The organism is Actinocatenispora comari (assembly GCF_017312725.1).
In the GTDB taxonomy this organism is placed as follows: Bacteria; Actinomycetota; Actinomycetes; order Mycobacteriales; family Micromonosporaceae; genus Actinocatenispora; species Actinocatenispora comari.
Genome location: NZ_BOPO01000150.1, coordinates 148,202 through 174,525 on the forward strand (window position 1 = coordinate 148,202; position 26,324 = coordinate 174,525).

At 73.6% G+C, this 26,324-nt stretch carries 28 protein-coding genes; 19 read left to right on the forward strand and 9 right to left on the reverse strand.

What is annotated here, in order from left to right:
- Positions 1 to 40 precede the first annotated feature (40 nt).
- The 7 genes from NUM_RS36160 to NUM_RS36190 all read left to right on the forward strand — a co-directional run bounded on the left by NUM_RS36160 (position 41) and on the right by NUM_RS36190 (position 4,957).
- On the forward strand, positions 41 to 1,222 hold the full coding sequence (locus NUM_RS36160) for a beta-ketoacyl-[acyl-carrier-protein] synthase family protein (RefSeq protein ID WP_207129434.1): 1,182 nt from the start codon (positions 41 to 43) through the stop codon (positions 1,220 to 1,222).
- A complete protein-coding gene (locus tag NUM_RS36165; RefSeq protein WP_207129435.1) occupies positions 1,222 to 2,199 on the forward strand; it encodes a beta-ketoacyl synthase N-terminal-like domain-containing protein in 978 nt (325 codons plus the stop codon). The genes NUM_RS36160 and NUM_RS36165 overlap by 1 nt, the downstream gene beginning before the upstream one ends.
- Positions 2,196 to 3,257, forward strand: coding sequence for a beta-ketoacyl synthase N-terminal-like domain-containing protein (locus NUM_RS36170; RefSeq protein WP_207129436.1), 1,062 nt, complete (start codon positions 2,196 to 2,198; stop codon positions 3,255 to 3,257). Before NUM_RS36165 ends, NUM_RS36170 begins: the two co-directional genes overlap by 4 nt.
- Positions 3,258 to 3,328: 71 nt before the next feature.
- On the forward strand, positions 3,329 to 3,583 hold the full coding sequence (locus NUM_RS36175) for an acyl carrier protein (protein WP_207129437.1): 255 nt from the start codon (positions 3,329 to 3,331) through the stop codon (positions 3,581 to 3,583).
- Positions 3,580 to 3,996, forward strand: coding sequence for a 3-hydroxyacyl-ACP dehydratase FabZ family protein (locus NUM_RS36180; RefSeq protein ID WP_207129438.1), 417 nt, complete (start codon positions 3,580 to 3,582; stop codon positions 3,994 to 3,996). The genes NUM_RS36175 and NUM_RS36180 overlap by 4 nt, the downstream gene beginning before the upstream one ends.
- Positions 3,997 to 3,998: 2 nt before the next feature.
- The gene (locus NUM_RS36185; RefSeq protein ID WP_207129439.1) at positions 3,999 to 4,493 is read left to right on the forward strand and encodes a 3-hydroxyacyl-ACP dehydratase FabZ family protein; all 495 of its coding nucleotides are present in this window, start codon (positions 3,999 to 4,001) and stop codon (positions 4,491 to 4,493) included.
- Positions 4,490 to 4,957 carry a DUF3995 domain-containing protein gene (locus tag NUM_RS36190; RefSeq protein ID WP_207129440.1) on the forward strand — a complete coding sequence of 156 codons (468 nt, stop codon included), beginning with the start codon at positions 4,490 to 4,492 and terminating at the stop codon, positions 4,955 to 4,957. The genes NUM_RS36185 and NUM_RS36190 overlap by 4 nt, the downstream gene beginning before the upstream one ends.
- A gap of 17 nt (positions 4,958 to 4,974) precedes the next feature.
- Here NUM_RS36190 and NUM_RS36195 read toward each other — a convergent pair whose 3' ends face one another.
- The 4 genes from NUM_RS36195 to NUM_RS36210 are packed head-to-tail and all read right to left on the reverse strand — an operon-like array spanning position 4,975 to position 7,839.
- On the reverse strand, positions 4,975 to 5,739 hold the full coding sequence (locus NUM_RS36195; protein WP_207129441.1) for a 2-hydroxychromene-2-carboxylate isomerase: 765 nt from the start codon (positions 5,737 to 5,739) through the stop codon (positions 4,975 to 4,977).
- A 12-nt stretch (positions 5,740 to 5,751) separates the two neighbouring features.
- The gene (gene fabG / locus NUM_RS36200) at positions 5,752 to 6,498 is read right to left on the reverse strand and encodes a 3-oxoacyl-[acyl-carrier-protein] reductase (protein ID WP_207129442.1); all 747 of its coding nucleotides are present in this window, start codon (positions 6,496 to 6,498) and stop codon (positions 5,752 to 5,754) included.
- An 11-nt stretch (positions 6,499 to 6,509) separates the two neighbouring features.
- Positions 6,510 to 6,926: a 3-hydroxyacyl-ACP dehydratase FabZ family protein gene (locus NUM_RS36205; RefSeq protein WP_207129443.1), complete on the reverse strand. Its 417-nt coding sequence runs from the start codon at positions 6,924 to 6,926 to the stop codon at positions 6,510 to 6,512.
- A complete protein-coding gene (locus tag NUM_RS36210) occupies positions 6,838 to 7,839 on the reverse strand; it encodes a helix-turn-helix transcriptional regulator (RefSeq protein WP_207129444.1) in 1,002 nt (333 codons plus the stop codon). The genes NUM_RS36205 and NUM_RS36210 overlap by 89 nt, the downstream gene beginning before the upstream one ends.
- 301 nt (positions 7,840 to 8,140) lie before the next feature.
- Here NUM_RS36210 and NUM_RS36215 point away from each other — a divergent pair, with 301 nt between their 5' ends.
- Positions 8,141 to 8,779 (forward strand): HAD family hydrolase, encoded by a 639-nt coding sequence (locus NUM_RS36215; RefSeq protein WP_207129445.1) that lies wholly within the window; start codon positions 8,141 to 8,143, stop codon positions 8,777 to 8,779.
- Between the two features lie 35 nt (positions 8,780 to 8,814).
- Here NUM_RS36215 and NUM_RS36220 read toward each other — a convergent pair whose 3' ends face one another.
- Complete coding sequence (locus NUM_RS36220; RefSeq protein ID WP_207129446.1) at positions 8,815 to 10,959, reverse strand: WD40 repeat domain-containing protein; 2,145 nt, start codon at positions 10,957 to 10,959, stop codon at positions 8,815 to 8,817.
- Positions 10,960 to 11,048: 89 nt separating this feature from the next.
- On the opposite strand from NUM_RS36220, the gene NUM_RS36225 reads away from it, so the two are divergent.
- Complete coding sequence (locus NUM_RS36225) at positions 11,049 to 12,398, forward strand: lanthionine synthetase LanC family protein (protein WP_207129447.1); 1,350 nt, start codon at positions 11,049 to 11,051, stop codon at positions 12,396 to 12,398.
- Here the strand turns inward: NUM_RS36225 and NUM_RS36230 are convergent.
- Both NUM_RS36230 and NUM_RS36235 read right to left on the reverse strand, forming a co-directional pair.
- Positions 12,370 to 13,380 (reverse strand): phosphotransferase family protein, encoded by a 1,011-nt coding sequence (locus NUM_RS36230; RefSeq protein ID WP_207129448.1) that lies wholly within the window; start codon positions 13,378 to 13,380, stop codon positions 12,370 to 12,372. The genes NUM_RS36225 and NUM_RS36230 overlap by 29 nt on opposite strands.
- 449 nt (positions 13,381 to 13,829) lie before the next feature.
- Entirely contained in the window at positions 13,830 to 14,252 is a 423-nt protein-coding gene (locus NUM_RS36235) for an SgcJ/EcaC family oxidoreductase (RefSeq protein WP_207129449.1), read from the reverse strand.
- A gap of 116 nt (positions 14,253 to 14,368) precedes the next feature.
- On the opposite strand from NUM_RS36235, the gene NUM_RS36240 reads away from it, so the two are divergent.
- The 3 genes from NUM_RS36240 to NUM_RS36250 all read left to right on the forward strand — a co-directional run bounded on the left by NUM_RS36240 (position 14,369) and on the right by NUM_RS36250 (position 16,771).
- On the forward strand, positions 14,369 to 14,992 hold the full coding sequence (locus NUM_RS36240; protein WP_207129450.1) for a TetR/AcrR family transcriptional regulator: 624 nt from the start codon (positions 14,369 to 14,371) through the stop codon (positions 14,990 to 14,992).
- A 146-nt stretch (positions 14,993 to 15,138) separates the two neighbouring features.
- On the forward strand, positions 15,139 to 15,696 hold the full coding sequence (locus tag NUM_RS36245; protein ID WP_207129451.1) for a dihydrofolate reductase family protein: 558 nt from the start codon (positions 15,139 to 15,141) through the stop codon (positions 15,694 to 15,696).
- Positions 15,697 to 15,835: 139 nt separating this feature from the next.
- On the forward strand, positions 15,836 to 16,771 hold the full coding sequence (locus NUM_RS36250) for an alpha/beta fold hydrolase (protein WP_207129452.1): 936 nt from the start codon (positions 15,836 to 15,838) through the stop codon (positions 16,769 to 16,771).
- Here NUM_RS36250 and NUM_RS36255 read toward each other — a convergent pair.
- Both NUM_RS36255 and NUM_RS36260 read right to left on the reverse strand, forming a co-directional pair.
- Entirely contained in the window at positions 16,743 to 18,230 is a 1,488-nt protein-coding gene (locus NUM_RS36255) for a nitrilase-related carbon-nitrogen hydrolase (protein ID WP_207129453.1), read from the reverse strand. The genes NUM_RS36250 and NUM_RS36255 overlap by 29 nt on opposite strands.
- Entirely contained in the window at positions 18,214 to 18,789 is a 576-nt protein-coding gene (locus NUM_RS36260; RefSeq protein WP_207129454.1) for a TetR/AcrR family transcriptional regulator, read from the reverse strand. The genes NUM_RS36255 and NUM_RS36260 overlap by 17 nt, the downstream gene beginning before the upstream one ends.
- Positions 18,790 to 19,169: 380 nt before the next feature.
- Between NUM_RS36260 and NUM_RS36265 the strand changes: the two genes are divergently transcribed.
- From NUM_RS36265 to NUM_RS37820, 7 genes are all read left to right on the forward strand, one after another.
- Positions 19,170 to 20,018 carry a class I SAM-dependent methyltransferase gene (locus tag NUM_RS36265; RefSeq protein WP_207129455.1) on the forward strand — a complete coding sequence of 283 codons (849 nt, stop codon included), beginning with the start codon at positions 19,170 to 19,172 and terminating at the stop codon, positions 20,016 to 20,018.
- A gap of 201 nt (positions 20,019 to 20,219) precedes the next feature.
- Complete coding sequence (locus tag NUM_RS36270; protein ID WP_370467122.1) at positions 20,220 to 23,270, forward strand: DEAD/DEAH box helicase; 3,051 nt, start codon at positions 20,220 to 20,222, stop codon at positions 23,268 to 23,270.
- Positions 23,263 to 24,006 (forward strand): SWIM zinc finger family protein, encoded by a 744-nt coding sequence (locus NUM_RS36275; RefSeq protein ID WP_207129457.1) that lies wholly within the window; start codon positions 23,263 to 23,265, stop codon positions 24,004 to 24,006. The genes NUM_RS36270 and NUM_RS36275 overlap by 8 nt, the downstream gene beginning before the upstream one ends.
- Before the next feature lie 86 nt (positions 24,007 to 24,092).
- The gene (locus NUM_RS36280) at positions 24,093 to 24,920 is read left to right on the forward strand and encodes an SAM-dependent methyltransferase (protein WP_207129458.1); all 828 of its coding nucleotides are present in this window, start codon (positions 24,093 to 24,095) and stop codon (positions 24,918 to 24,920) included.
- A gap of 99 nt (positions 24,921 to 25,019) precedes the next feature.
- Positions 25,020 to 25,385, forward strand: a complete 366-nt coding sequence (locus NUM_RS36285) for a DUF120 domain-containing protein (protein WP_207129459.1) — start codon at positions 25,020 to 25,022, stop codon at positions 25,383 to 25,385.
- A gap of 90 nt (positions 25,386 to 25,475) precedes the next feature.
- Positions 25,476 to 25,892, forward strand: coding sequence for a hypothetical protein (locus NUM_RS36290; protein ID WP_207129460.1), 417 nt, complete (start codon positions 25,476 to 25,478; stop codon positions 25,890 to 25,892).
- Positions 25,889 to 26,323, forward strand: coding sequence for a QcrA and Rieske domain-containing protein (locus NUM_RS37820; protein ID WP_207129461.1), 435 nt, complete (start codon positions 25,889 to 25,891; stop codon positions 26,321 to 26,323). The genes NUM_RS36290 and NUM_RS37820 overlap by 4 nt, the downstream gene beginning before the upstream one ends.
- Position 26,324: the final 1 nt, after the last annotated feature.

A 26,324-nucleotide genomic window follows, 5' to 3' on the forward strand; every position in this document is an offset into this window, starting at 1 on the left:
GTTGGTCGCCGACCGAAAACCCGGCGGTGAGGAGGATGCGATGGTCGACGTGGTGATCACCGGCCTGGGTGCGGCGAGCCGACTGGGCATCGGTGTCGACGCCCTCTCCCGGGGCATGGCCGAGGTGCGGTACGCGCCCCCGGAGCCGATCGCGGATCCGGGCGCGCGCGTGCCGGTACCGCTGTTCTACCGGCTCCCGGACGAGCAGCTGCCGCCCGGACCGGACGAGGCCCTCGGCCTCCCGGTCGGCCGGGCGAACCTGCTGGCGCTCGACAGCGCCCGGCAGGCGACCCGGTCGGCCCGCCTGGTACCGGACCCGGACACCCGCGTGTCGGTCCTGATCGGCAGCTCGGTCGCCGACGTGCACGTGGTCGAGCGGTGGCGTACCGACGGGTACCCGCAGCGGTCGCGGTGGGTGCCGGTGTTCTCGGCCGCGTCCGCGATCGCCGCCGACCTCGGCGCCGACGGTGGGGCGGTGAGCCTGAGCAACGCCTGCTCGGGCAGCGGGTACGCGCTGGCGATCGGCGCCGACATGATCGCCGCCGGCGAGACCGACGTGGTCGTCGCCGGGGGCATGGAGACGTACTCGCGGGTCGCGCTGGCCTGCTTCAACCGGCTGGGCGCGCTCGACCCGAACGGGATCCGGCCGTTCGATCGGCACCGCGCCGGCTCGATCCTCGCCGAGGGCGCCGGCTGCCTGGTACTGGAGTCGGCCGAGCACGCCCACCGGCGGGGCGCGCCGGTGCTGGCCCGGCTGCTCGGCTCCGGCTGGAGCTGCGACGGCCACCACGCCACCGCACCCGACCCGACCGGTACCCAGATCGCCCGGGCGATGCGCGCCGCCCTCGACGACGCCGGCGCGACGCCCGACGACATCGACTTCCTCGTCCCGCACGGCACCGGCACCGAACGCAACGACGCGACCGAGAGCGTCGCCATGGCCACCGTGTTCGGTGACCGGCTGGCGAAGATCCCCCTGTACAGCCTGAAGGCGCTCATCGGGCACACCGGCGGCGCGTCCGCGGCGCTGGCCGTGGCCGCGGCGGTGCTGTTCTGCCAGCAGGGCTGGCTGCCGCCCAACGTTCCGGTGGCCGAACCGGACCCGGACTGCCCGGTGTTGCTGCCGGCCGACCGCACCCCGCTGCCCGGCCGCACCGGCATGGTCAACGCGTACGCGTTCGGCGGCAACAACATGTCCCTGATCGTGGCGGGGGGCGAGTGATGGATCCACTGCGCGACAACGACCTCGTGGTCTCCGGTATCGGTGCGGTGCTGCCGCCGGCGGAGGCCGCCGACGAGTCCTGGTTCGACCACCGGGTCGAGCTGGGCCGGCGCAGCTACAAGTACCTGCCGCGGTCCGGGCAGTACGTGCTGGCCGCGGCGAAACGCGCGCTGGCCGACGCGGGCACCACCATGGCGACCGTGCCCGAGGAGCGGCGCGCCGTCGCGATCGGCTGCAACAACGCCACCGCCCGCATCCAGGACGAGTTCGACCGTACCGTGCTGGAACACGGCGCGGACCTGCTCAGCCCGGCGTCGGCCGCGTACTTCTCGGTCAACCTCGTCGCCGGCCGGGTCGCGATGGAACACGCCGCGCGGGGCTTCAGCCTCGCCCTGCACAGCCCGACGGTGGCCGGCCTGGAGGCGATGCAGTGCGGGCTGCGCGCGGTGGCGCGCGGCCGGGCGGACGTGCTGCTCGCGGGCGCGACCGAGGAGCCGCTGCCGCCGGCCGAGCCCGCGGCGCGGCGGTCCGCGGACGGCTCGGTGGCGCTGTACTTCGAGCGGGCCGGCGCGGTCGCCGACCGGGGCGGCCGCTGGTACGGGCGATGCACGGTGCGCGGCTGCTACCTGTCGCCGGAGCTCACCGGAGGCACCGCGCGGGCCGGGCGAATCATCGCCGCGTCGATACCCGGCCCGGCGGAGCCGCTGCCGGTACGACTCGTCGCCGAGGCCTCGCCGGTCGCCGACGCGGTGGCAGACTGCCTCGCCGCGCTGGGCTACGACCCCGTGCTCCGCTTGCCCACCCGCGCCGGCTGCCTCGACGCGGTGCGCGCGGTCGCCGACGCGCTCCGGACCGGCACCGGCCCGTGCCTGGTGGTCGGCTGCGCCGCGGAGGGCAACGTGACGCTGACCCGCATCGACGCCGGCGGCGCGGAACGCGGCCGGGCGGTACCGGTGTCGGCGGAGGCGGCGTCGTGAGCGCCCGGACGATGCCGGTGGTGTCCGCATGGTCGGCGGTCTCCCCGTACGGCGTGGGCCGGACCGCGTTCGTCGAGGGGATCCGGGCCGGGCGCGCGGTCGCCGCCGGCGCGAGCGAACCAGACCTGCCCGGCGTGGTGGTACCCGGCTTCTCGGCGCGGGAGGTGCTGGGGCGCAAGGGAACCAGGTCGATGGACCGGACCACCGCGCTGGCCGTCGCGGCGATCGGGCAACTCGCCGACGAGCGGGCCGGCCGCGGCACCGCGTTCGGCCCGGGCACCGCCCTGGTTCTCGGCACCACCACCGGAAGCGTGCAGTCGATGATGGACTTCACCCGCGACTCGCTGGTCGAGGAGCGGCCGTACTTCGTCGATCCGGCCCGCTTCCCGAACACGGTGATGAACTGCGCGGCCGGCCAGTGCGCGATCTGGCACCGGCTCACCGGCCCGAACACCACGATCGCCGGCGGCCGTGCCTCGGCGCTGTCGGCGCTGAGCTACGCCCGCCGGCTGCAGCAGGCCGGGCGGGCCAGCGCGGTGCTGTGCGGCGCCACCGAGGAGGCGTCGCCCTGGCGCACCCGGCTGGACCGCTACGCCGGCGGCGACGCGCACCGGCTCGGCGAGGGCTGCGCCGTGCTGTTGCTGGAGCCGCCGGACACCGCGGAGCGTGGCCAGGCCGACGTGCTGGCGATCCGGCTGGGCGTCTGCCACGACGGCGACGTGCGGTCCGCGCTCGCCGCCTGCCTGCACCGCGCGATGGCCGATGCCGGCATCCGCGCGGCCGACATCGGCGTGGTCGCGCCGAGCCAACCCGGTTCGGTACCGGGCAAGCAGGAGGAGGCGGCGCTCGCCGACCTGGTCGGCGAGCACGGGCCGGCGGTCATCCGTACCACCGAACTGATCGGCGACGCGGGGGCGGCGACCGGGGCACTGCAACTGGCCGCGGTGCTCGCGGCGCCACCGGCGGATCCGGCGGCCCGGGTCGCGTTGGTCACCACCGTCGACGTCGACGGCGTGGTCGGCTGCGCGCTGCTTCGACACCGGGAGGGCCGGGCGTGACCGACGGCGGGCAGGCAAGGGAACTACTGGTGCTGCGATTCGACAGACCGAATGCGAAGAAGGGTGACGAGATGGCTACCACCACTCAGCTCGACCGGGAAGAGGTTCGCGCGCTGGTCGCGGACGCGCTCGACGTGGACGTCGAGGACGTGACCGACACCGCGGACTTCATCGACGACCTCGGCGTGGACTCGCTGATGGCGCTGGAGATCATGGTGCGGCTGGAGAAGAAGTACGGCTTCAAGCTGGCCGAGTCGGAGTTCAAACGCATCAACAACTTCGACACCGCGTTCCGCATCCTGACCGAGAAGATGTCGACGGCATGAGCACCCCGGGCGTCGTCGAGGGCACGAGCCGGGCGGTGGCCGCCGAGCTCGTCGTACGGTCGGTATCGGCCGGTGACGGGCGATCGCGCGCCCGCGCCGTCACCGAGCTGACCCTCGATCCGGCCGAACTCGTCTTCCAGGGGCACTACCCGGGGTTTCCCATCTTTCCCGGCGTGTGCCTGATCGAGTGCGCGCACCGCAGCGCCGTGGCGGCGTTCGGCGACCACCTCGGCGCCGGCCAGCTGGCGGCGGTCGAGTCGGCGCGGTTCACCGGTCCGGCCTACCCGGGTGACGTGCTGACGTTCGAGGCCGAGCTGCGCGGCGGCGACGACTGGCAGGTTCGGGTCACCGCCCGTACCCCGCGCGGCGAGTCGGCCCGCATCCGGCTGCGCTACCCGGGGGGCACGCCGTGACGATGTCGGTTCCGCAGATCGTGGCACGGATCCCGCACCGGGCCGGGATGCTGCTCATCGACCGGGTCCTGGAGCTGGTACCCGATCAGCACGTACGGGCGGTGAAGGCGGTCAGCTTCGCCGAGCCCTGGTACCAACGGCTCCGCACCCCGCTGACCGACGACGACCTGGCCTACCCACCGGCGCTGCTGCTGGAGTCGTGGAACCAGGCCGCCGCCGTGCTGGCCACCGCCGAGCGGCCGAACACCGACGTACGCCGCGGGCTGGTGATGATGCTGGGCAGCGCGACCGGCATCCGGTTCGCCCGCCCGGTACGGCCGGGCGAGCTGCTCGAACACCGGGTGAGCCTGGTGCGCCGGATCGGCGACACCATGATCTTCGCCGGTGACACCACGGTGGGCGGCGAGACCGCGATGACCGTGGACAGTGTCGTACTGGCGCAACGGCCGGCTGCGCGGCTGGTGGACACGGCGCCGGCCGGACAGGGAGAGAGATGACGGTACGGCTCGGGAGGGCAACCATGTGGCAGACGGTGCTGGGTGTGACCGTGGCGTCGGTGCTCACCCTGATCGGCGCGCTGCACGTCAACTGGGCGTTCAACCCGTGGCCGTTCCGGTCGGCACGCGGCTTCGTCGACAACGTGCTGGGCGGCGGCGAGGACATGGCGGTACCGCCGTGGCCGGCGACGGTCGCGGTCGGCGTGCTGCTGCTCGCCGCCGGCTACCTGACCCTGACCGCGGCCGGTGTCGCACCGACCGTGCTGGCGCCGGACTGGCTCTACCGCATCGGTGCCGGCGTCGTCGCGCTGGTCCTGCTCGTCCGCGGCTTCGCCGGTCCACTGCTCAACCGTGGCGCCGTACCGCAGTTCGTGCGCTGGAACCTCGTCCTCTACTCACCGCTGTGCGTCGTGCTCGGGGCAGCGGTGGCCCTGCTGGTGATCACCATGTCCCGCAAGGCATAGCGGCCCCGCCGGCGGCGTCAGCCGCAGCCGCCGGCGTGCCCGGCGTCCGGACCCGCTGCGGCGGCGACCAGGACGGCCGCGCCGGTGTCCGGCTCGGGCTTGGTGTCCGGATCAGGTCTCGTGCCCTGCTCGGGCCTCGTGGCCGGCTCGGGGCTCGTTTCCGGTTTGGCCGGCGTCGACGGGTGCAGCGCCGCGACGAACGGGCGGACCCGGTCCACGCCCCAGTACCGGTCGTGGCCGGTGACGAAGTAGGGCACACCGAACACGCCGTCGGCGCAGGCCGAGCGCAGACAGTCCAGCCCGCGCCGGCGGATCCGTCGATCGTGGACCGCGCCGGCCAGCAGCGCCCCGTCCACCCCGATCCGGTCGCCGAGCGCCGCGACCGTGCCGGGGTCGCTGAGGTCGTCGCCGCGTTCCCAGCGCGCCCGGTACGCCTCGTCGACGAAGGCAGGGCCGGCGTCGCGCTCCGCGGCGACCAGGTAGGCCAGATGCGCGACCTCCCAGTGCGGTGCGCGATCCACCGGCCACGCCGGTCGCAGCGCACGCTCGGCGGCCAGCCGCCGTACGTCCTGCAGGATGTAGAGGCTCTTGGCCCGCGACATCGGCACGTACGGCAGCTCGTCGTCGGTCTCGGCCAGCAGCCGGGTGAAGTCCTCGTCGGGCTCCCAGAACGGGATCCACTCGACCTCGCCCAACACCTCCGGATGGCGGTCGAGCAGATCCCGGTAGGCCAGCCAGGAGTACGGGCTGCGCAGCGAGAAGTACCACCGGGGACGGGACACGGAGCCTCCAGTTCAGATGGTGACGCCACCGTCGATCTGCAGCACCGCACCGGTGATGTACGCCGCGCGCGGCTGCGCCAGGTACCCGACCAAGTCGGCGACCTCCTCGACGGTGCCGAACCGGTTCAGCGCGATCATCCCGAGCATGCGCTTGCGTACCTGCTCGGTCAGCTCGGCGGTCATGTCGGTCTCGATGAACCCGGGCGCCACCGCGTTCACCCGGATCCCGTACCGGCCGACCTCCTTGGCCAGCGACCGGGTGAACCCGATGATCCCGGCCTTCGAGGCCGAGTAGTTCGACTGGGTCGGGTTGCCGTAGACGCCGGCGGCGGACGAGATGTTGACCACGCAGCCGCGCTTGCGCTTCATCATCCCGAAGATCACGGAGCGGCAGACGTTGTAGACCCCGTCCAGGTTGACCCGCAGCACGTCGGACCAGTCCTCGTCGGCCATCAGCAGCAGCGGGTTGTCCCGCACGATCCCGGCCGAGGTGACCACCGCCTCGATCGGGCCGAGCGAGTCCTCGGTCTCGTCGCACCAGCGCCGCACCGCGGCCGCGTCGGTCACGTCGACCTGCGTGGCCACCACCCGCGAGCCGGACTCGGCCGCGAGCTCCTGCAACTGCTTCGCCTCGTCCGCCCGGGACCGGTAGCAGAAGGCCACGTCGAAGCCGTCCCGCGCCAGCCGCTGCACGACCGCCCGGCCGATCCCCCGGGAGCCACCGCTGACCACGGCGACCCGCGGCTCGTCAGCTGTCACGTCGTCCTCCGTCACTGCGCCCGCCCGGCGGGTACCGGCGTCGATGAATCGGTGTCTCGCAGGGCGAGCACCGAGCTCGCCACGGTCAGGACGAGCTCGCCGTCACACCGGCTCTCGCCCTCGAAGAACAGCGCGTCGGCGACGTGCCGCGCCAGCCGTACCCGGTGTTCGATCACGTCACCGGGGAAGACCGGTCGGCCGAACTCGGCCTCGGCGACGCTGACGAACAGCATCGTGCGGCCCGCCGCGTACCGCGCGGCGAGGATCCCGCCGGCCTGGCCCCAGGACTCCATCAGCAGCGGACGCGGGTACGCGGCGGACGCGCCGTCGGGCAGCCCGTCATAGCACGGCTCGTTCCAGCTGATCGCCTTGCGCGCGACGATCGACTCGCCCGGCACGATGGCGCTGACCCGGTCGACAAGCAACATGGGGTACCGGTGCGGAAGCAGGGCGCGCACGCCCGCCGCGTCGATCGTCGGTGGTGCTGGCGGATCCGTCGTGACTGTCACGGCTGTCGGGTCCCTCCTGCCGGTCCGGCACCGGTGAGCGCACCAGCCCCATGTTGATCGCCGCGATCGCGGCCTGTACCCGGGACCGGACGTTGAGCTCGCGCAGGATGCCGGCCACGTGGCGCCGGTAGGTGCGGACCGACATGTCCAGGCGGCGGGCCGCGGTGTCGTCCTTGAGCCCCTGCACCAGGCACAGCAGGATCTCCCGCAGCTGGACGACGTCGCGACCGCTGCGCAGCAACGCCACGGTGTGCGCCGGTTCGGCCACCGTCCAGCGCTCGGCGAAGATCAACTGCAGCAGCTCGGCGAGGATCGGCGAGGAGAACAGCTGCGCGCGGCTGCCGCCGCCGGCGGCCGAGACGATCAACGTGTCCCGCCGGTCCACCACGAGCAGGCCGGGCATCTTGTGGGTGACCATCCGGATGGTCAGCTCGCCACACCGGCCGGCGCCCTGCGCCGCGACCAGCGACCGGATGAACGCGTGGTCCAGCAGATCCGGCGTGCACATCAGCCGCACGTTCGCCCTGGTCGGCTTCGGATCCTGGCGCACCATCCGCTCGATCGCGGTCAACAGCGGCAACGCGGCGCTCTGCTGCGACACGCTGCACAGGATCTCGTGGTCGGCCGCACCGGAGAGCCGGCGTACCCGGTCGAGGATCGCGCTCGGGCCGTCCGCGATCGCGTCGGGCACGTCCGTACCGCCGGCGGTCCCACAGGCGCACGCGTCACGGGTGTCGACCACCGAGTCGATCAGGCCACGTACCTGGCGCAGGACCGCTGCCGGGTCGGTTCCGGCGACGCCGCGCGTCGCGGCGGGCGCATCGGTAGCCATAGAACTCCTGTGGTTCGGGCCGGCACTGGGCGGCGTCGGATCGACGAGTATCGATCCGGATCCATCCGGTCGACTGCTCGACGACCGCGGGCTCCACCGGCCGCCGAGTATTCCAGCCGCAGCCGCGCCGGCCGCCGAAGTCACTACCGAAGACTTTGCCCGCAGTGGTTCGGGAACGTCGTCTCCCGGCCGCGGGCCACGGTGCCCGGAACGCGGATCCGTACGGGCGTCGAGGATGTGCGGACGGCCCGACTATCGTGATCGGTGACGTCTCCCCGGCACGCCAGCAGGAGCCGAGAGTATGAAGAAGTACCTACTCTTCGACCACGACGGGGTGCTGGTCGACACCGAGCTCTGGTACTACAGGGCCGGCGAACGCGCCCTGGCCGAGATCGGCTTCACCCTGGACCGGCAGCAGTACCTCCGGGACATGACGCAGGGCATGGCCACCTGGGCGCAGGCCAGGGCGGCGGGCATCGACGAGGCGACCATCAGCCGTCGACGCGTCGTCCGCGACGCCTACTACCAGGAGTACCTGCGCACCGAAGCCATCGAGATCGACGGCGTGCTCGACGCGCTCGCCGACCTGTCGACCCACGTCCGGATGGCCATCGTGACCACGTCGAAACGGGCGGACTTCGAGGTCATCCACGAGAAGCGGCGGATCACCGGGTTCATGGAGTTCGTGCTCGCCCGCGAGGACTACGAGCACGCCAAGCCGCACCCCGAGCCGTACCTGACCGGTCTGCGGCGCCTCGGGGCGACCAGGGAGGAGACCTTGGTGGTGGAGGACTCCGCCAGGGGCCTGCGGTCGGCCGTCGCGGCCGGCATCGACTGCGCCATCGTGCACAACGACTTCACCGCAACGCACGACTTCTCCGCCGCGAGGTACCGCATCGGCAACCTGAGCGAGCTGACCGACATCGTCGTGTCCGGGTAACGGCTGGACCTCAGGCGCGGACGCACGTCGCGGCATCAGCCGCCCCGTTGGTCCTCGGCAAGCTCGCCGAAGCCGTCGAGCTCGTCGAAGCCATCGAGCTCGTCGAAGCGCAGCAGGCGCAACCCGGCGACCCGCCAGCCGGTTCTGCCCGCACGGTGCGGGTCGAGGTCGCGCACCGCGGCGCCAGCGGTGTCGTGAAGGTACACCGAGCCGTCCTGGTGAATCGCCCAGTACCCGTCCGGGGTGAAGGCGACCGTCCGGGTGGCGTGCGGCTGCGCGGTACCGGTCGCGGCGTCGCAGACGCGCACGGCGTGCTCGGTGCCGGCGACCAGCCGGCGACCGTCGGCGGCGAAGCGCAGCTCGGTGATCGCCGGACCGGGGACCGACCAGGGCCAGGGGCCGAGCACGGCGTCGACCGGAAGCGACCAGAACTCGGCCCCGCTGACGGCGCCGTACACCGCGAGCCGATCGGCGGTGGCAACGGCGAGCCGGTGGCCGCCCGGTGCGTACGCGGCGGCGGTGAGGGTGCCTTCGCGATGCCACAGCTCCCCGTCGTCGGTGGTGTCCGGGCCGAACTGCCAGGTCGACCACCGCTGCCGGCCACCGCTGACGGCGCGTACCTGATCGGGCTCGGCGAAGGCGATGGCCAGCGGCGCCTCACCGCCGGTGGACCAGCGACCCACCGGCGCACCGCTGCCGGCGTGCCGCGCCGCCACCCGGTACTCCCCGAGAACGGGATCGACGCAACCGGCCGCGATCAGCCGGCCGTTCGGCGAGTGGGCGATGCACCGGTGCCACTGATCGGTGTCGGTGCCCAGCGACCATCGCTGGTACCCGTCCGCCACCTCCTGCACGCAGAGATCGTGATCGGTGGCGCGATCGGTACCGGCCGGGTGATGGGCGCCGAGCGCGAACCAGCGACCGCCCGGTGCGAAGGACAGCTCGACCGTGCGTGGCACCCGCAGGCAGGTGGTGCCGAACGACGGGATCTCCTCGGTCCACACCGGTTCGAGGCCGCGGGAACCGAGATCCCAGACCCGGACCTCGGTGAGGTGACCGCTGTCGTGGTCGCTGCCGCCGATCCGCGCGACGCACGCCAGATGGGCGCCGTCGGGGGAGAAGCCCAGCGCGGCCACCTCCACCCAGGCGTCGTCGCAGAACTCGAAGCCCTGCACCGGGCTCCAGTCCCAACCGAGCTCGTACTCGCGCAGCAGCATGCCGGTGGCGGCGTCCCAGAGCCGGATCGTGGCGTCCTCGTGGCCGGTGGCGACCAGGTCGTCGGTGACCGCGAGAACGGTGGCGGGAGCGTCCGGGTGCCGGCAGACCGGGCGTTCGAGTCGCGCGGTCGGGGCCACCACCGCGCGCCGGATGCGGGCAGTAGCCAGCGCATCGGCATCCACCGTCGCCTTGGTGAGCACCACGCGGTCCAGCGTCGTGGCGGTAGGGTGGGCGCCGGTGAGATCCGCGCCGGTCAGCCAGGCGTCGGTCAGATCGGCCGCGCACAGCACCGCGCCGACCAGCCGGGCGCCGTCGAGGCGGGCACCGACCAGCCGCGCACCGGCCAGGTTCGCGCCGGTCAGATCCGCCTCGACCAGCAGCGCTCCGCTCAGTTCGGCGCCACCGAGATCGGCGTCGCGCAGGTCGTGCCCGGACAGGTCCGCGCCGCGCAGCTCACGGCGGGGCGTGCCCGCGGGCCGCGGAGACGCGTACGTGTGTGCGGCCCACGCGAGCAGGCTGCCGCGGGCAGCGTCCACCGCGGGATGGCGGGCGCCGGACGCCTCGCGGGCCAGCGCGAGCGCCTCGCCCAATTCCAGCAACTCGCCGGACCGCTCGTAGCTCAACGCCAGCGCGACGGCGAGCGTGGTGGCCACCCACGGCCGGTCCGGATCGGCCGCGGGCAGCGCCGCCAGCGCGGCCCGGCCCGCCGCGACCGCCCCGGCGAGGTCGGCCGGATCCCGCCGCGGCAGCGGCGCCAACGGATCGGCCGGCACCCGCGAGGGGTAGCGGTCGCACCCGGGGTCGTCGCCCCGCTGGTACCGGGTCGTCAGCGCGGCGGCAAGACCACCGAGACGCCGCGCGCGGTTCCTGTCGCCGGCGGCGGCGCGTCCCAACAACGCCGGTGCCACCGCCAGGGTCGTCGCGTCGCCGGACTCGATCCACAGGGACACAGCACTGCTCATCGCCGCCTTTGTACCCGATGCGTGCGACATGCCCGAGCCTACGACGCGTTGCGGGCCCGGCGCGGGTGGGCTGGGACGATGGGGGTGTGGTGTCGCGTGCGCTCCAGAACCGGGCCGAGCAGTTGGCGGTCGAGGCCCTGTCCTGGCTGGTCGACCAGGGCCGGCCGGCCGGTGCCGCGCTGGTGTGGCCGAACCGGCCCAGCGAGGGTGAGAACGACCCGATGCTCTACAGCGGTGCGGCCGGGATCGCGCTGACCCTGCTGGAGGCGTACGGCCACTTCGGCGACGAACGTCACGCCGAGCGTGCCCTGCGGGCCGGTCGCGGGCTGGTGGCGGTCGTCGACGACGAGTGGGACAACAGCTCGCTGTACTTCGGACTGACCGGGATCGCGGTCGCGTTGCACGCGATCCACGAGCAGCTCGGCGACCCCCGGGCCGGCGCCGCGGCCCGCAGGGCGATCGACACGGTACGGCGCCGCTTCGACGGCCATCGGTGGGGGCCGCAGGTGGATCTGTTGGGCGGCAACGCCGGTATCGCTCTCGGCGCCCTCGCCGTGGGCGATCCCGAGCTGGCCCTGATGGCGGTCACCCCGTTCCTGTCCACCGCCGAACCCACCCGCCACGGGGTGCAGTGGGAAACGCGGCAGGGGCGCGTCGCCCGGCAGCATCACGTCTCCCACGGCACGCTGGGGGTGGTCGCCGCGCTCGCCGCGGTCGGACGAGCCACCGACCGCACCGACCTGCTCGAGCTGGCACTGGCCGGGGCCGACGACGTCGTGTCCCGCGACGAGGCCGGACCGGACGGTTTCCTCGTCCCGCACTCCGACCCACCCGACCGGCCCGAGCTCATCGACCGGTACAACTTCGGCTGGTGTCAGGGACCGGCCGGCGACGCCCAGGTCTTCCGCCTGCTGCAGCGCGAATTCGGCGAGCCGCGGTTTGCCCGGTTGGTCGACCGCTGCTGGTACACCGTGACCCACTGCGGCCTGCCCCGACGGCTGCGCCCAGGATTCTGGGACAACAACGGACACTGCTGCGGTACCGCCGGGGTGCTGGCGCTCGCCTGCGATCTGCTTGCCGCCGACGCTCCCGGTGCCGGCTCCGCCGCCGACATTCCCGGTGCCGGTTCTGCCGACGACATTCCCGATGCCGGCTCCGCCGACGACGGTGCCGGTGTCGACTTCGCCGACGTGCTCGTGGCCGATCTCGCCGACCGGGCGACCCGGGGCGCGGCGGGATGCCGCTGGTCCAACGTCGAACACCGCGTGACGCCGAGCATCCTGGAACCCCGTACCGGCTGGGCGATGGGCAGCGCCGGCATCGTGCGGGAACTGCTGCGGTACGCGCGCATCGGCACGGACCGCGATCCCGGATACCGGGTGGCCTGGCCGGACCAGCCCGCGCAGCGGTTCAGCCCGACGGGTTCAGCAGAGCGGTGACGTAGGCGTCCAGCCGTTGCTGCACGGCGCTGGTCGTCAGCTCGGTCCTTCCCGCCTGCCGCCACGGCGCGCCGATCAGCGTCACCCCCTCGGAGCACGCCATCGCGTCGCGCACCGCCCAGTACCGACGGTCGCGTACGGTCGCGGCGAGCTCGCCGCCGGCCTGCTGGTAGGCCGCCGGGAACCGCAGACCCCACTCCGGGCCGTGCAGCAGCGCGAGATTGGTGGAGCAGTGCGCCACGTCGAGATCCGTGGGGCCCCAGCAGGCGCCCGCCCAGTCGACGACTCCGGTGATCCGGGTGCGGGTCGGCACCGCCTCGTTGCGGGCATGGTCCGGCCACTCCGGAGCCCGGTCGATCGGTCCGGCCGGGGGTGCGTCGAACAGCACGTTGCCGGGCTGGAAGTCCCGGTGCAGGAACCGGCCTTCGCACCGGGGTGCCGGCCTGCGGATGATCTCGATCGCCGCCGCCCAGACGGCCGGGTCGGCGCCGTCCGGGACGACGACGGTGTCGGCGGTCGTCAGCGCCACGTACGCGCGGGGCCGCGGGGTGGGCCGCAGCGCGTGGATGGCCACGAGCTGCCGGGCCAGCAGCCCGACGCGCTCCGCCAGCCCCTCGCCGTCGAGTACCGGGCGGCCCGGCAGCCACGTCATCAGCAGTGACGGGTGCGCGCAGTGCGCGGCGGTCGGGTCGACCGCAACCAGCTCGGGGGCCGGCACGTCGGACCCGGCGAGTACCGACAGCGCGGCTGCCTCCCGGGTCAGCCAGTCCTCGGCACGGTCCGCGGCGCGCGGGTCGACGACGCTGCGCAGCACCAGGTCGCGGGTGTGCCGTGACCGCGTACCGATGGTCAGCCTTCGCATGTCGGCGGTGATGCCGCCGTGCAGCACCTCGGTGCCGACGATGCGTTCCCCGGCCGCCAGGTGCCGGCGAACCCACGCCCGCGTCGACGGAGGTACGCCCGCGTCGTCGTGTGTGGTCACCGTGTCGCCCCGTCGTCGGCCGGCGCTGTCTACGCCAGGATCACACCGGAAAGCGTGTACCACCATCGAATTCACGCCGCGCTCCGGCCACCGGCTGGACACGGTGCCGGCCGGCCGCCGGACACGGCGCCACCGCCGGCCGCACCCGGCGCCGGCGGTCGGTGGGTACGGCCCCCCGTGCCTGCTGCTCTCGATCGACTGCTGCCCCGCCACCACCGGGACGATCGGCACGACGCCGACGACTTCTGCCACGACCCGCTTGGTTACTGGCGCCTCACCCCAGCCTGAGCAGCCGCGTCCAGCGGTCCATCACCGTGCCGTCGAAGCCGCGGCAGTTCGCCGGGTACTTCGACGCGGCCGCGCGGCGGGAGGGCAGATCCGGGAAGCGTTCGTGACCACGTCATCGAGCGGGCCGAGACGCCGACGTTTCGTGGGCGGCTACCGGGTCATTACTCGGGCTGCCGGCGGGTGTTGTGGAACGCGGCGACCTGCCACCGCTGGTGGTCGCTGGTGAGTACGAAGGTCTGCACGGCCTGGTGGTCCGCGTCGTGCTGGCCGGCGAGCGTCACCGCGCCCACGGTGACCATGATCGCCACGTCCGGGCGGACGAACCGCAGCGACGCCGGCGTCCGGCTGCCGGTGTCCTGGCCGACCAGCTCCATCCGGGATCCGGCCAGCGGCCCGGCGAACAGTGACCGGTGCGCGTCCTCGATCGCCTGCCGGCCGTACCCGTGCGCGCCGTTCCACGCGACGAAGCTGGCGTCGTCGGTGAACGGTGCGGCGAACCCGGCGGCGTCGCCGCGCCGCCAGGCCTCCTCCATCGCCCCGGCCAGATCGAGGATCGCCGCACGGTCGGCGGATCGGTCACCCATGGACGCCTCCGATCGACGTGGCCGCGGCTCGGTCACACCGCAGAACTTATGTCGAACCTATCTGTTATGTCAAGCATAGAAAGTTGTCCGAGTAAGAGATTGGTAGGCTACCTGGCATGACAGGCGGGCTCCGGGAGCGGTGGCGGCAGGAGACGAGGAGGGCCATCTCCGCGGTCGCGATGGAGCTGTTCGTCGCCGGCGGGTTCGACAACGTCACGATCTCCCAGGTCGCCGCCGCTGCCGGTGTCTCGAAGATGACCGTGACGAACCACTTCCCGCGCAAGGAGGACCTCGTCTTCGACCGGGCCGAGGAGTCGGTACGCAGCCTGGCCGACGCGGTGTCCGCGCGGGATGCCGGCGAGAGCCTGCTCGCCGCGGTCCGCCGCGACTACGCGCGGCGCATCGCCGCCGGCGACGTCGTGCTCGGTCCGCCCACCGCCGCCTTCGCGCGGCTGGTCCGCGACAGTCCGACGCTCACCGCTCGGCTGCGGCAGCTCGCCGACCAGGTCGAACGGGCCCTCGGCGATGCCATCGCCGCCGAGACCGGCGTCGACGACCCGCAGCAGCGCATCGTCGCCGCGCAGCTCGCCGCGGTCCACCGCGTGCTGTTCGCCGACAGCGCCGAGCGCATCCTCGCCGGGCAGCCGGCAGACCGGATCCGCCGGACCCTCGCCGAGTCCGCCGATCGCGCGTTCGACCTGCTCGAACCGTCCCTGGGTGGCTACCGCGTCAAGGCCTGAGCCCGAACCGCCGGGCGGCCACGGCGGGTGGCGAAGTGGGGTGGACAGCCGCAGCAGGTCGGGCGAGCGATGAGTTGCGGGCCGTGGGTACGTCACCATGTGCAGGACCGACGACGGTCCGGCACGCCCGGATCTGGAGGAGCGCCATGGCAAAGCTGATCTATTCGATGATCACCTCGCTCGACGGCTACGCCGAGGCGGCGGACGGTGACCTCGGCGTCGGCGCCGAGGATCCGGAGGTGCACACGTTCGTCAACGACCTGTTCCGGCCCGTCGGCACGTACCTGTACGGCCGGCGGATGTACGAGACGATGGTCTACTGGGAGACCGTGGCGGACACGTCCGACCTGCCGCCGCACATCCGGCAGTACGCCCGGGACTGGCGGGCCGCGGAGAAGGTCGTGTACTCCACCACCCTGGAGTCGGTGTCGAGTGCGAAGACCCGGATCGAGCGACGTTTCGACCCGGACGCGGTGCGCAGGCTCAAGGCCGAGGCCGACCGCGACCTCACCGTCGACGGCCCGAACCTCGCCGCCCAGGCGATCGCCGCCGGCCTGGTGGACGAGTACCACCTGTTCGTCACCACCAGCGCGGTCGGCGGCGGCAAGCGGTTCTTCCCCGACGGTGTCCGCCTGGATCTCGACCTGGTCGAGCAGCGCGTCTTCGACAGCGGACTCATCTACGCCCGCTACCGCAACCGCTGAGCCACCGGTCGTCGCGGCCACCGGTGGTGTTCGGGGTGCTCGACACGACCGCTGCGCGGCGCTAGGGTCGCCGGGTTCGCGAGCGCTGGGTCGACCCGGCCCGGCAGCGGCTGTCCCACCCACCACGCAGGAGGCGCAGTTGACGGACTCGGACCCGGCGCTCGTCGCCTTCGCCGCTCTCCTGGCCGGCGTCCCGGTCGAACGCCGCGAACTGGCCCGGGGCAGCCGCTTCCTGCGCTGGTTGGAGGCGGGAGCCGGCGATCCCGCGATCGTCTTCGAGGCCGGCGCCGCGTCGCCGGCGACCACCTGGGCGGCGGTCTTCGCGGCGCTCGCGCCCGACCACCGGGTGATCGCCTACGACCGCGCCGGGTACGGCGCGAGCGAGCACGCCACCGCCAGCCTCGAGCGGCAACTCGCCGACCTCATCGCGGTACTGGAGTCGGCGGGGCCGGCGCCGTGCGTGGTGGTCGGGCACAGCTGGGGCGCGCTGCTGGCTCAACTGGTCGCCTGGCAGCGACCCGAGCTGGTCGCCGGGCTGGTGCTGGTCGATCCGTCCCAGGAACGGTTGTGGCTCGATCCACCGGACCCGGCCGCCCTGCGCGAGTGGGCCAGGTTCACCGATCCCACCGTGCCGGCCCGGACCGACCCCCGCAGCGGCGACATGCTCGACGGCGCCGCGGAGTTGGACCGTGAGGTGGCGCACCGCGCCACCGACGAGCCCCGCATCCGTGCCCTGCTGATCGCCGCGGGGCGCTCCTACCTGGCGACCGACCAGCAGTTGCGTACGCACGTCGACGAGTTCCCGATGATCCTCGGCAGCCTCGACGAGATCGCGCACCGCCGCCGCACCGCGGTCTGGCCGAAGGTTCCGGTCGTGACGCTCACCGCGACCAAGGGTCGACCGTCGGAGTACGCGACCCCGGTGATCGAGGCACAGGAGCGGTTGGCGGCCGAGTCCGGCGCCACCCATACGGTGGTGCCGGACTCGGGCCACTACATCCACGTCGACCGCCCCGATCTGGTGATCCGGTCGGTCCGCGAGGTTTTCACCGCCGCGGCGTCGAACCCACCATGAGAGCGGTGTCCCACCGGTTCCTGGCGCGGTGACGCAACGCGGCGGCGAGCAGGACGAGTGCCGCGGCCGCGCACAGCCAGGCGAACCAGTTGCCGGCCCGGGCGTACAGGGTGGGTGCAGTGGCGGTGGAGACCTCGGCGACCACGACGGCGTCCGGGTGCGCGGTGGCGTTCGCCTCGGCGACGACCCGGCCGGTGGGATCGCTGACGGTCAGGTCACCGTAGCGGCCGGCCCGGACGATCCAGGACCCGCTCTCCACACCGCGGGTGACGGCCATCCGCGAGTGCAGCCACCCGTCTCGGCCCATGTCCCAGGCCGGCGCGAGCAGTACCGAGCTGCCGTGGTTGCGGTTGTCCCGCACCAGTTCCGGGAAGTCCAGGTCCTTGCAGACGATGAGCCCGAAGCGGGTGTCACCCGGTACCTGTCGCAGCGGGCCGTGGCCGGGCGACACCTCGTCGGTCTCCAGCCCCGGGATCAGGTGGCGCTTGGTGTAGGTGACCGGTGCCCCGCCGGTGGCCGGGAAGGCGACCGCGACGTTGCCGGCCGTACGGCCGTGCCGGACCACGGCGCCGACCACGATGTCGACGTGCCGCCGCCGGGCGAGCCGGGCGAGCGGATCGGCGACCAGGGGCCAGGTGCGGCCGGTGGTGTCGAAGACCTTCTCGGGCAGCACCGCCACCCGGGCGCCGTCGTCGGCGGCGGCGCCGATCTGCCTGGTGTAGCGGGAAAGCAGCGCGCGGCCGGCGGCTGAGTCGGGCGCCAGCTCGCCGTCGACCGGCCCGCCCAGCACCGCCACCCGCACCCGGTCGCCGGCCGGCGCCGGCGCCAGCCGGTAGGTGGCGTACCCGCCGACGCACAGCAGCACCACCGCGGCGCCCACTGCCAGCCGCAACCGGGGCACGGCCGGCGCGGCGAGTGCGGCGAGCGCCGCTGGTACGCCGACGACCAGGAACGTGACGCCCCAGACCCCGGTGACCGACGCGAGCTGGACGACGGGGCGCAGTCCGGCCTGGCTGTAGGCCAGGCTCAGCCACGCCCCGTGCGGCTGCGCGATCGACAGCAGGTACTCGCCCGCGGCCCACACCGCGGGGAAGGCGAGCGCGGCGGACACCGGCCGGCCACGGCCGAGCAGCGCGCGGAACAGCGCGGTACCGGCCACCGCGAGCAGCGGGTAGAACCCCAGCACCGCGACGAGCACGCCGGGGGGCATCTCCAGCTCGTGGGCGAAGTAGGTCCACAGGTTGGACTGGGCGAGGATCCAGCCGGTCGCGGCGGCACCCAGCGCCCACGGCCACCGCAGCCGGGGTGCGGCGAGCACCACCGGCAGCGGTACCAGCCAGGTCAGCGCGGCGACCGGATGCAGTCCGGTACCGAAGTAACCGAGTACGCCCGACAGCGCGGCCGCGGCGAGAGCCACCGCGGCGCTTCGGGGCTTCGACCAGTCACGCGGTGATGCCATCGAGGATCCTCCCCAGGTTGCGGTGGCACAGTGCCCGGAACTCGTCGTCGGACAGCCCGATCCGGCCGCCGTGGTGCAGTGCGATCAGCCCGTGCAGTTGCGCCGCCAGGGTCAACGCGACCTCGACCGGATCGTCGTCGCGCAGGACACCGCGGCGCATTCCGCTGGTCAGCGCCTCGATGAGGACGTTGAGCGTGGGGGAGTCGCCGGCGGTGAAGTCGTCCGGATAGCGGCGGGCAGCCGGCCGCGGCGCGGTGAACAGGTAGTCGTAGAGCCGGGGTCGGTGCAGCGCGAAGTCGATCAGCAGGTCGGCGGCGGCGCGCAGCTCGACCAGCGGATCGTCGTGTGCGGTGCGCTGCCGCCAGTCGGTCGCCACCTCGTCGAACGCCTCCTGGCAGACCTGCTCCAGCAGCGCCTGCCGGTTCGGGAAGTGCCAGTACGGCGTCATCGCGCTCACGCCGCACTCGGTGGCGATGCGTCGCATGCTCACCGCCGCGACGCCCTCGTCCTCCAGGATCCGGCGGGCTGCCGCCGCGATCGTCGTCCGTGTCTCGTTCACTTTTACACCGTAAAAGTCGGCGCCGGTGCCCGCCCTGGGGCCAACCCCCCGATGCCGCGACGGGCTGGCTCCACCGCGGTGCACGGCCCGGCCGGCACCGCGTGGCGCGGCTCCCACGGGCCGCCGGCTCCGGACGGGTCGGCCCCGTCGCCGGTCGGCGTCCGTACCGGCGGCGGCCACCCGGCCGGTCCCGGCGTGCCGCGGGCCGGGCGGCGCGGGCGGCCTCCCGATCGCCTGGAGCGGTGTCCGTGCGCGGTGGCCGGCTACCGGGCCTGACGGGTACGGGCCGGAAAAGGGGACCGGCGACGGTGGCGGGGGTCCGGTGTCGGATGCCCACGATGTCGCGGCGGCCCGGCGTCGGGCGTGTACTGTCGCGCATCGTGACGACGATCCCGACCTCGGCGGGGGCCGGCGACCGGCACGGAACGTTCGCCCCCGCGCGCAGCGAATGGCTCGAGAGCAGGGACCACGTACGCAATCTCGTCCGGCAGGAGATGATCGGCCGGCAACTCGACCGGCACCTGCCGGCCGCACCGCAGCGGGTCCTGGACGTCGGCGCCGGGCAGGGTACCCAGTCGATCCGCCTGGCCCGGGCCGGTCATCAGGTACTGGCCGTCGAACCCGACGGTGAGATGCGCGCGGCGTTCACCGCGGCGCTCGCCGCCGAACCGGCCGCGGTGCGCGACCGGGTGATCCTGGCGGACGGCGCGGTCGGCCGGCTCGAGCCGGTGGTCCACGACCGCCGCTTCGATGCCGTGCTGCTGCTCGGCGTGCTGATGTACCTGCCGGCCAGTGAACCCGTGCTGGCCGAGCTTGCCGCCCGCGTCGCTCCGGGCGGCTTCCTGGCGATTGCCGCCCGTACGGCGACCTCGGCGGTGTGGCGTCCGGCGGCCCGGCAGGACTGGCTGGCCGCGGCGGAGGCCCTCGCCGAGTACGACGCCGCCCGCGCCGAGGGGCGCGACCTGCGGTACGTCAACGAGATCGGCAGCCAGGCCCGGGCGGACACCGTCGAGACCCTGGTCGGGCAGGCCGCGACGGCCGGGCTGGAACTGGAGCAGTGGTACGGGGTGCGGGTCGCGGTCGACCTGGCCGAGCTGGACCCGGCACCGCCCACCGACCCCGCCCAGTGGCAGGCGCTGCTCGCGGTCGAGGAGCGCCTCGGTGCCGTCGACCCGTACCGGCAACTCGCCCAATTGGCCCATCTCATCCTCCGCCGCCCTCCCACCTGACCGCACCCAGAGCGGCGTACGGACGGCGCTCGGCGGGAGTTTCGGAGCGTGAGGGGCGCGGCGCGGGCCGGGCTAGGGTTGGGAGGCTCCGCGCCTGGAAGGGGACTGCTGGAAGTGCTCGCGCTGCACGGCCTGTGGACGGTTGATCGCCGGGTGGCGCTGTGGGCGGAGGATGCCCGACTTCTGGCCGAAAGTACGCGGGTGACCGCTGCGGGGTCGGCGGGGGCGCTGGACCATCCGTACGCATGCTCCGCGCCGGCGCTGGCCGAGCTGCTCTCGGCCGTCGGCCCGGCCCTGGGGTGGCTCGCGACGCGTGCGCGGTACGGCCGGGTGGTGCTGCAACTGCCGGTGCAGGGCGGGCTTCCGGTGCCGTCGCCGGACCTCAGTACGTTGGGCGTGCGCGCGCCGGCGGCCGGGACGGCGGAGGCGAGCCTCGTCCGGTTCGGGGTGCCCGCGTTGCTGTTCGATCCGGACGAGGCGGCGCAACTGCTGGGTGAGCTGGCCGCACCCGGCTCGGCCGTACTGCCGACCGAGTCGCCCCCGGGCAGCCCGGCGGAGCTGCCGTGCGGGAACTCGCTGCTCTGGCTGATCCTGGTGCACGATCTGGCCTGGCGGCTGGTGGGCCGTGGCCGGGTCCTGCCGACCGTGCGGCTCGACCCGCCCGCGCCGCAGGCCCGCTGGATGCCGGTCTCCGATGCGACCGCCTGGGCCGAGATCCGCCGCCTCACCGCGTGTTGCCCGCCGGCCTGCCGCGCCGAGTGGACGCCGTCCGAGCCAGCCGGGCGCGATGCGGCCGAGCTGGTGGCCGACCTGCTCGACTGCCTGGTGGACCGGGAGGTGCGGGCGGCCGCCCGGGACCGGCCACCGCTGGTGGCGTCCACCGCGACCGGGGTCGAGCGGTGGCTGCGGGCGCTGACCGCGGCCGACGGCCGGATCGAGAATGCCGACGTGGACGAGCTCGCGGTGCTCGACGACGCCCTCACCCGGTGGCGCCGCTCGGGGCAACCGCGTACCGGACCGTTGCGGCTGTGCTTCCGGCTGGTCGAACCGGTCGGCCCCGAGGCCGACGACCCGGACGGGTCGACGGACGAGCCCTGGCGCCTCGAGTTCCTGCTGCAGCCGGTCGACGAACCCTCGCTGATGGTGCTGGCCGCCGACGTCTGGTCGGACGGGCCGGCCCGGCAGGCGTTGCGCCGCAGCGTGCACCGTCCCGCCGACGTGTTGCTCGCCGAACTCGAACGCGCGGCCCAGTACTTCCCCCGCCTGCGCGACGTGGTGCGTAGCTACATGCCGAGCGAGGTCGTCCTGGACCGCGGCGACGCGCACGCGTTCCTGCGCGACGTGGCGCCGCAGCTGTCCGCCGCCGGGTACGGGGTGCTGCTGCCCGCCTGGTGGCGCCGACCGCGCCGGTTCGGGCTGACGCTGGCCACCCGTGCGGTGTCGGCGCGCGATGCCCGCCGCCTGCGGCTGGTGGATCGCGACTCGGTGGTGGCGTTCCGGTGGCGGGCCGCCATCGACGGGGTGCCGCTCAGCGACGACGAGTTGCGGATGCTCGCGTCGGCCAAGAAGCCCCTGGTGCGGGTGCACGGCCAGTGGCTGCAGGCCGATCCGGAGCAGATCGCCGCCGCCGCGCGGTTCCTGGCGCGGGCCGGTACCGACACCATGCCCAGCGGCGAGGTGCTGCGCCTGGCCGTGGACCCGGACGCCACGGTGGCCGGGCTGCCGGTCGCCGGCGTCGATACCGATGGCGCGCTGGCCGCCGTACTGGCCGGGCCGGAGTCCGGGCCGGAACGCGAGCTGCCGCTGCCCGCGAACTTCCGGGCGACGCTGCGGCCCTACCAGCGGCGCGGGCTGGCCTGGTTGGGACTGCTGTCGCGGTTGGGTGTCGGTGCGGTGCTCGCCGACGACATGGGGTTGGGCAAGACCGTGCAGATCCTCGCGCTGCTGGCGGCGGAGCGGGCCGAGCGCAGCGCCGGGCCGACCCTGCTGATCTGCCCGATGTCGTTGGTGGGCAACTGGCAGCGGGAGACCGAACGCTTCGCCCCGGACCTGAGGGTGCACGTACACCATGGCGGGCAGCGGCTCAGCGGTCGTGCGCTGGCCGCCGCGGTCCAGGGCTGCGACCTGGTGGTGACCACCTACGGCGTGGCGCACCGGGACGTGGAGCAGTTGCGGGAGGTCGACTGGCGGCGCGTCGTGGTCGACGAGGCCCAGTACATCAAGAACAGCGGCACCCGGCAGTCGGCCGCCATCCGCCGATTGCCGGCACGGCACCGGATCGCGCTGACCGGTACGCCGGTGGAGAACCGGCTCACCGAGCTGCACGCCATCCTGGACTTCGCCAACCCGGGGCTGTTCGGTTCCCGCGCGGCGTTCCGGGAACGCTACGCGGTCCCGATCGAGCAGGACGACAACGAGCGGGCCGCGGCGGCGTTCCGGCGCCGGATCCGGCCGTTCGTGTTGCGCCGGCTCAAGACCGACCCGGCGGTGGCCGCGGAGTTGCCGGACAAGGTGGAGATGACCGTGCTGTGCAACCTCACCGCCGAGCAGGCCACGCTGTACCAGGCGGTGGTCGACGACATGCTCGACCGGATGAAGGGCGCCAGGGGGATTCGCCGGCGGGGCGTGGTGCTGGCGACGCTCACCCGGCTCAAGCAGATCTGCAACCACCCGGCCCACTTCCTGCAGGACGGCTCCGCGTTGCCGGGGCGCTCCGGCAAGCTCGCCCGGCTGGAGGACATCCTGCACACCGTCGTGACCAACGGCGAGCGCGCACTGGTGTTCACGCAGTACGCCCGGTTCGGGACGATGCTGCACCGGCACCTGCTGCACCGGCTGCCGCGGGACGTGTCGTACCTGCACGGTGGGCTGTCCCCGCGTCGCCGCGACGAGCTGGTCCAAGGGTTCCAGCAACCCGGCGGCCCGGCGGTCATGCTGCTGTCGGTGAAGGCCGGTGGGACCGGACTGAACCTCACCGCCGCGAACCACGTCATCCACGTGGACCGCTGGTGGAACCCCGCGGTCGAGGAGCAGGCCAGCGACCGGGCGTTCCGGATCGGCCAGCGCAAGGACGTCCAGATCCGGAAGCTGGTGTGCGTCGGTACCGTCGAGGAACGCATCGACGCGCTGATCGAGGGCAAGCGCGCGCTGGCCCGGGCCACGGTCGGCAGCGACGACAGCTGGCTGACCGACCTGTCCGGCGAGGCGCTGCACGAGCTGGTCTCGCTGTCGGCGGAGGCGGTCGGTGAATAGCGGGCAGGCGCGGCAGCCCGGGTACTGGTCCGGCCGGCTGGTCGCCTGCGCGCGGCTGACCGACGACGACCGCTATCCGGCCGACCGGGTGTCGCCGGTCGAGGTGACCGCCGGTTCGGCGGCCGCCCGGGTGCGCGGCTCGCACGCCCGGCCGTACCAGGTGTGGGTGGAGATCCCGGTGTTCACGCCGGTGCAGTGGGCGCACATCGAGCGGGCGCTCAGCGCCGACGCCACCGTGGTCGCGCGGCTGCTCGGCGGTACGGTCCCGGCCGAGGTCGAGGCGCTGGTGGCCACGGTGGGCGTGTCGCTGGTGCCGGACCGGGCCGAGCTGACGATGGAGTGCTCCTGCCCGCAGTGGTCGGTGCCCTGCCGGCACCTGACCGCGACGCTGCGCGCGCTGGCGGAGTCGTTCGACGACGACCCGTTCCGGCTGCTGCTGTGGCGTGGCCGAGGCCGCGAGCGGCTGCGAGCGCGGCTGCAGGCGTCGGCCGCCGCGCGACCGTCGACCGTCGCAGCGGCCGGACCGGAGACGAACCGCGTGGCGGCCCCGCTCCCGAGCTCCGCGCACGCCTTCTGGCTGGGCGAGCATCCCGAGCAGCTCGCCTGGCCCGACGACCACCCGCCGCAGGATCCCGATCCGGCCATCCGGCACCTGGCCGCCGCGGAGATCGTCGTCGGTCGCCGCAACCTGACCGACCTGCTCCAACCCCTGTACGAGGACCTCACGTCCTGGTGACCGCGGTACCCCCGGGGGCGCAGGCCGTCACGGCGGCAACCTCGTCGGCGTACGGTGGCGGTGCGGGCACGGTGGAGGGGGCAGCGATGGGTGACGGTGACGAGCTCGATCCGGAAGGGCTGCATCGCGCTCAGCTCGCGCAACCCAGCGCGGCCCGGATGTACGACTTCTTTCTGGGTGGCGGGGCGAACTTCGACCACGACCGCAGGGCGGCCGAGCAGGCGCTGTCGGCCTTCCCGGCGCTGCGCGACTGGGCCGGCGCCAACCGGTCGTTCCTGCGTCGGGTCGTCACCTTCCTGTGCGGCCAGGGTTTCGAGCAGTTCCTGGACCTCGGCTCCGGTATCCCGACCGTGGGGAACGTGCACGAGATCGCGCAACGGCACCGGCCGGAGGCCCGGGTCGCGTACGTCGACTGGGACCCGGTCGCGGTCGCGCACGGCCGGCAGCTGCTCGGCGACCGACCGGGCGTGAGCGTCACGCAGGCCGACGTGCGCCACCCGGATCAGGTCCTCGCCCAGCCGGGCGTGGCCGACTTCCTGGACTGGACCCGGCCGGTGGCGGTGCTGGCGTTCGCGATCATCCACGCGATACCCGACCGGGACGACCCGGTGGGCATCGTGGCCGGCTACCGGGACGCGTCCTGCCCGGGCAGCGCGTTGGCCGTCTCGCACGGTGTGGTGACCACGATGAGCGACGAGCAGGTCGAGCGGTTCGTCGCCGCGTACCGCAACACCCCAACGCCGGCGACGTTCCGCGACGTCGACCGGGTCGCCGACCTGTTCGCCGGGTACTCCCTGGTCGAGCCGGGGCTGGTGCTGCTGGACGAGTGGCGGCCCGACGATCCGGCCAACGCGGTGCACGCCGAGGACAACAACTGCTACGGCGGCGTGGGGATCCTGCCCGCACCCCGCTGATCGGGCTCGTGGCCGGCGACCATCGCCGGGTGCTGCCGGTCCTGCGGGCCGGGTGCCGTCGCTGCCGGGTGCCGGCTCGGGCCGGGGCAGGATGACCGTATGCAGATCCTGCGGGGACACGTGCGTCCGGGAATCGGTGACTACGGGCAGTGGGTGACGAAGCACCAGGCGGTCTACCAGCGGTACACCGGGATGGTGCTCTACCCGGGCAGCCTCAACGTCGAGCTGGACGCACCGTGGTCGCTGCCGAGCGATCGCATCCACGTCTCCGCCGCCGAGGTCGGCCGGGGCGTCAACCTGGTGCCGTGCCACGTGTTCGACCGGCCGGCGTTCATCATGCGCACGGACGCGAACGAGGCCGGTACCGGGGCGCATCCTCGGACCATTGTCGAGATCGTCGCCGACATCCGGCTCCGGGACGCCTTCCACCTCGCCGACGGCGACCCGGTACGACTCACGGTCTGACCAGCCACCGGCGCCGCGGCGACGAAGTTTCCGTGGTCGGCGGTGAACGGTTCGGGTGCGCGGTTCGTGACGGGGAGGGGAGGAGGTCCCATGATCGAAACCGCTCGCCCGGGGCGACGCGTCGCGACCGCCGGGCAGGCCCTGACCGCCGTCGGCGTCACCGGCGTCCTGCTGTCCGCCGCGGTGCACCTGCAACTGTGGGCCGAGGGGCTCGGCGGCGGGACGGCGATCGGTCCGCTGTTCGCCCTCGACGCCGCCGGTGGCCTGGCCATCGGGCTGGGCGCGCTGTTGTGGCGGCACTGGCTGCCGGTACTGGGCATGTTCGCCTTCGGCGCCGCGACGCTCGTCGCGTTCTGGCTGTCGGTCACGGTGGGCCTGTTCGGGTTCCGGGAGACGACCGACGGCGTACCGCAGCTGCTGTGCGAGATCGCCGAGCTGGTCGCCGTCGTCTGCGCGCTCGCGGTGCTGGCATTGCGCCGCGTCGAATCACGAGGAGACACAGCATGAGCCAGGTACGTCCGACCCGCCGCGGGGTGCTCGCCGCCGGCGGCGCGCTTGCTGCCGCCGGTACGCTCGCCGCCTGCGGCGGGGGAAACGACGACGGGGGCCGCGGCTCGACCGGCGGGCAGCGGAGTCACGGTGCCGGGCTCGTCGCGCTGGACAAGGTGCCGGTGCGCGGTGCCGTGTCGGCCACCGGGCCGAAGGGCGAGAAACTGATCGTGGCACGGCCGGACCAGCACACCGCGGTGGCGTTCAGCGCGATCTGCACCCATCAGGGCTGCACGGTCGCGCCGTCCGGGTCGCAGCTGCACTGTCCGTGCCACGGCTCCGTGTACGACGCGCTCACCGGCAAGAACGTCGCCGGCCCGGCACCGCGCCCGCTGGCCGCCTTCGCGGTGCGGGTCAAGGCCGGCGAGGTGGTGGCCGACCAGCAGTAGC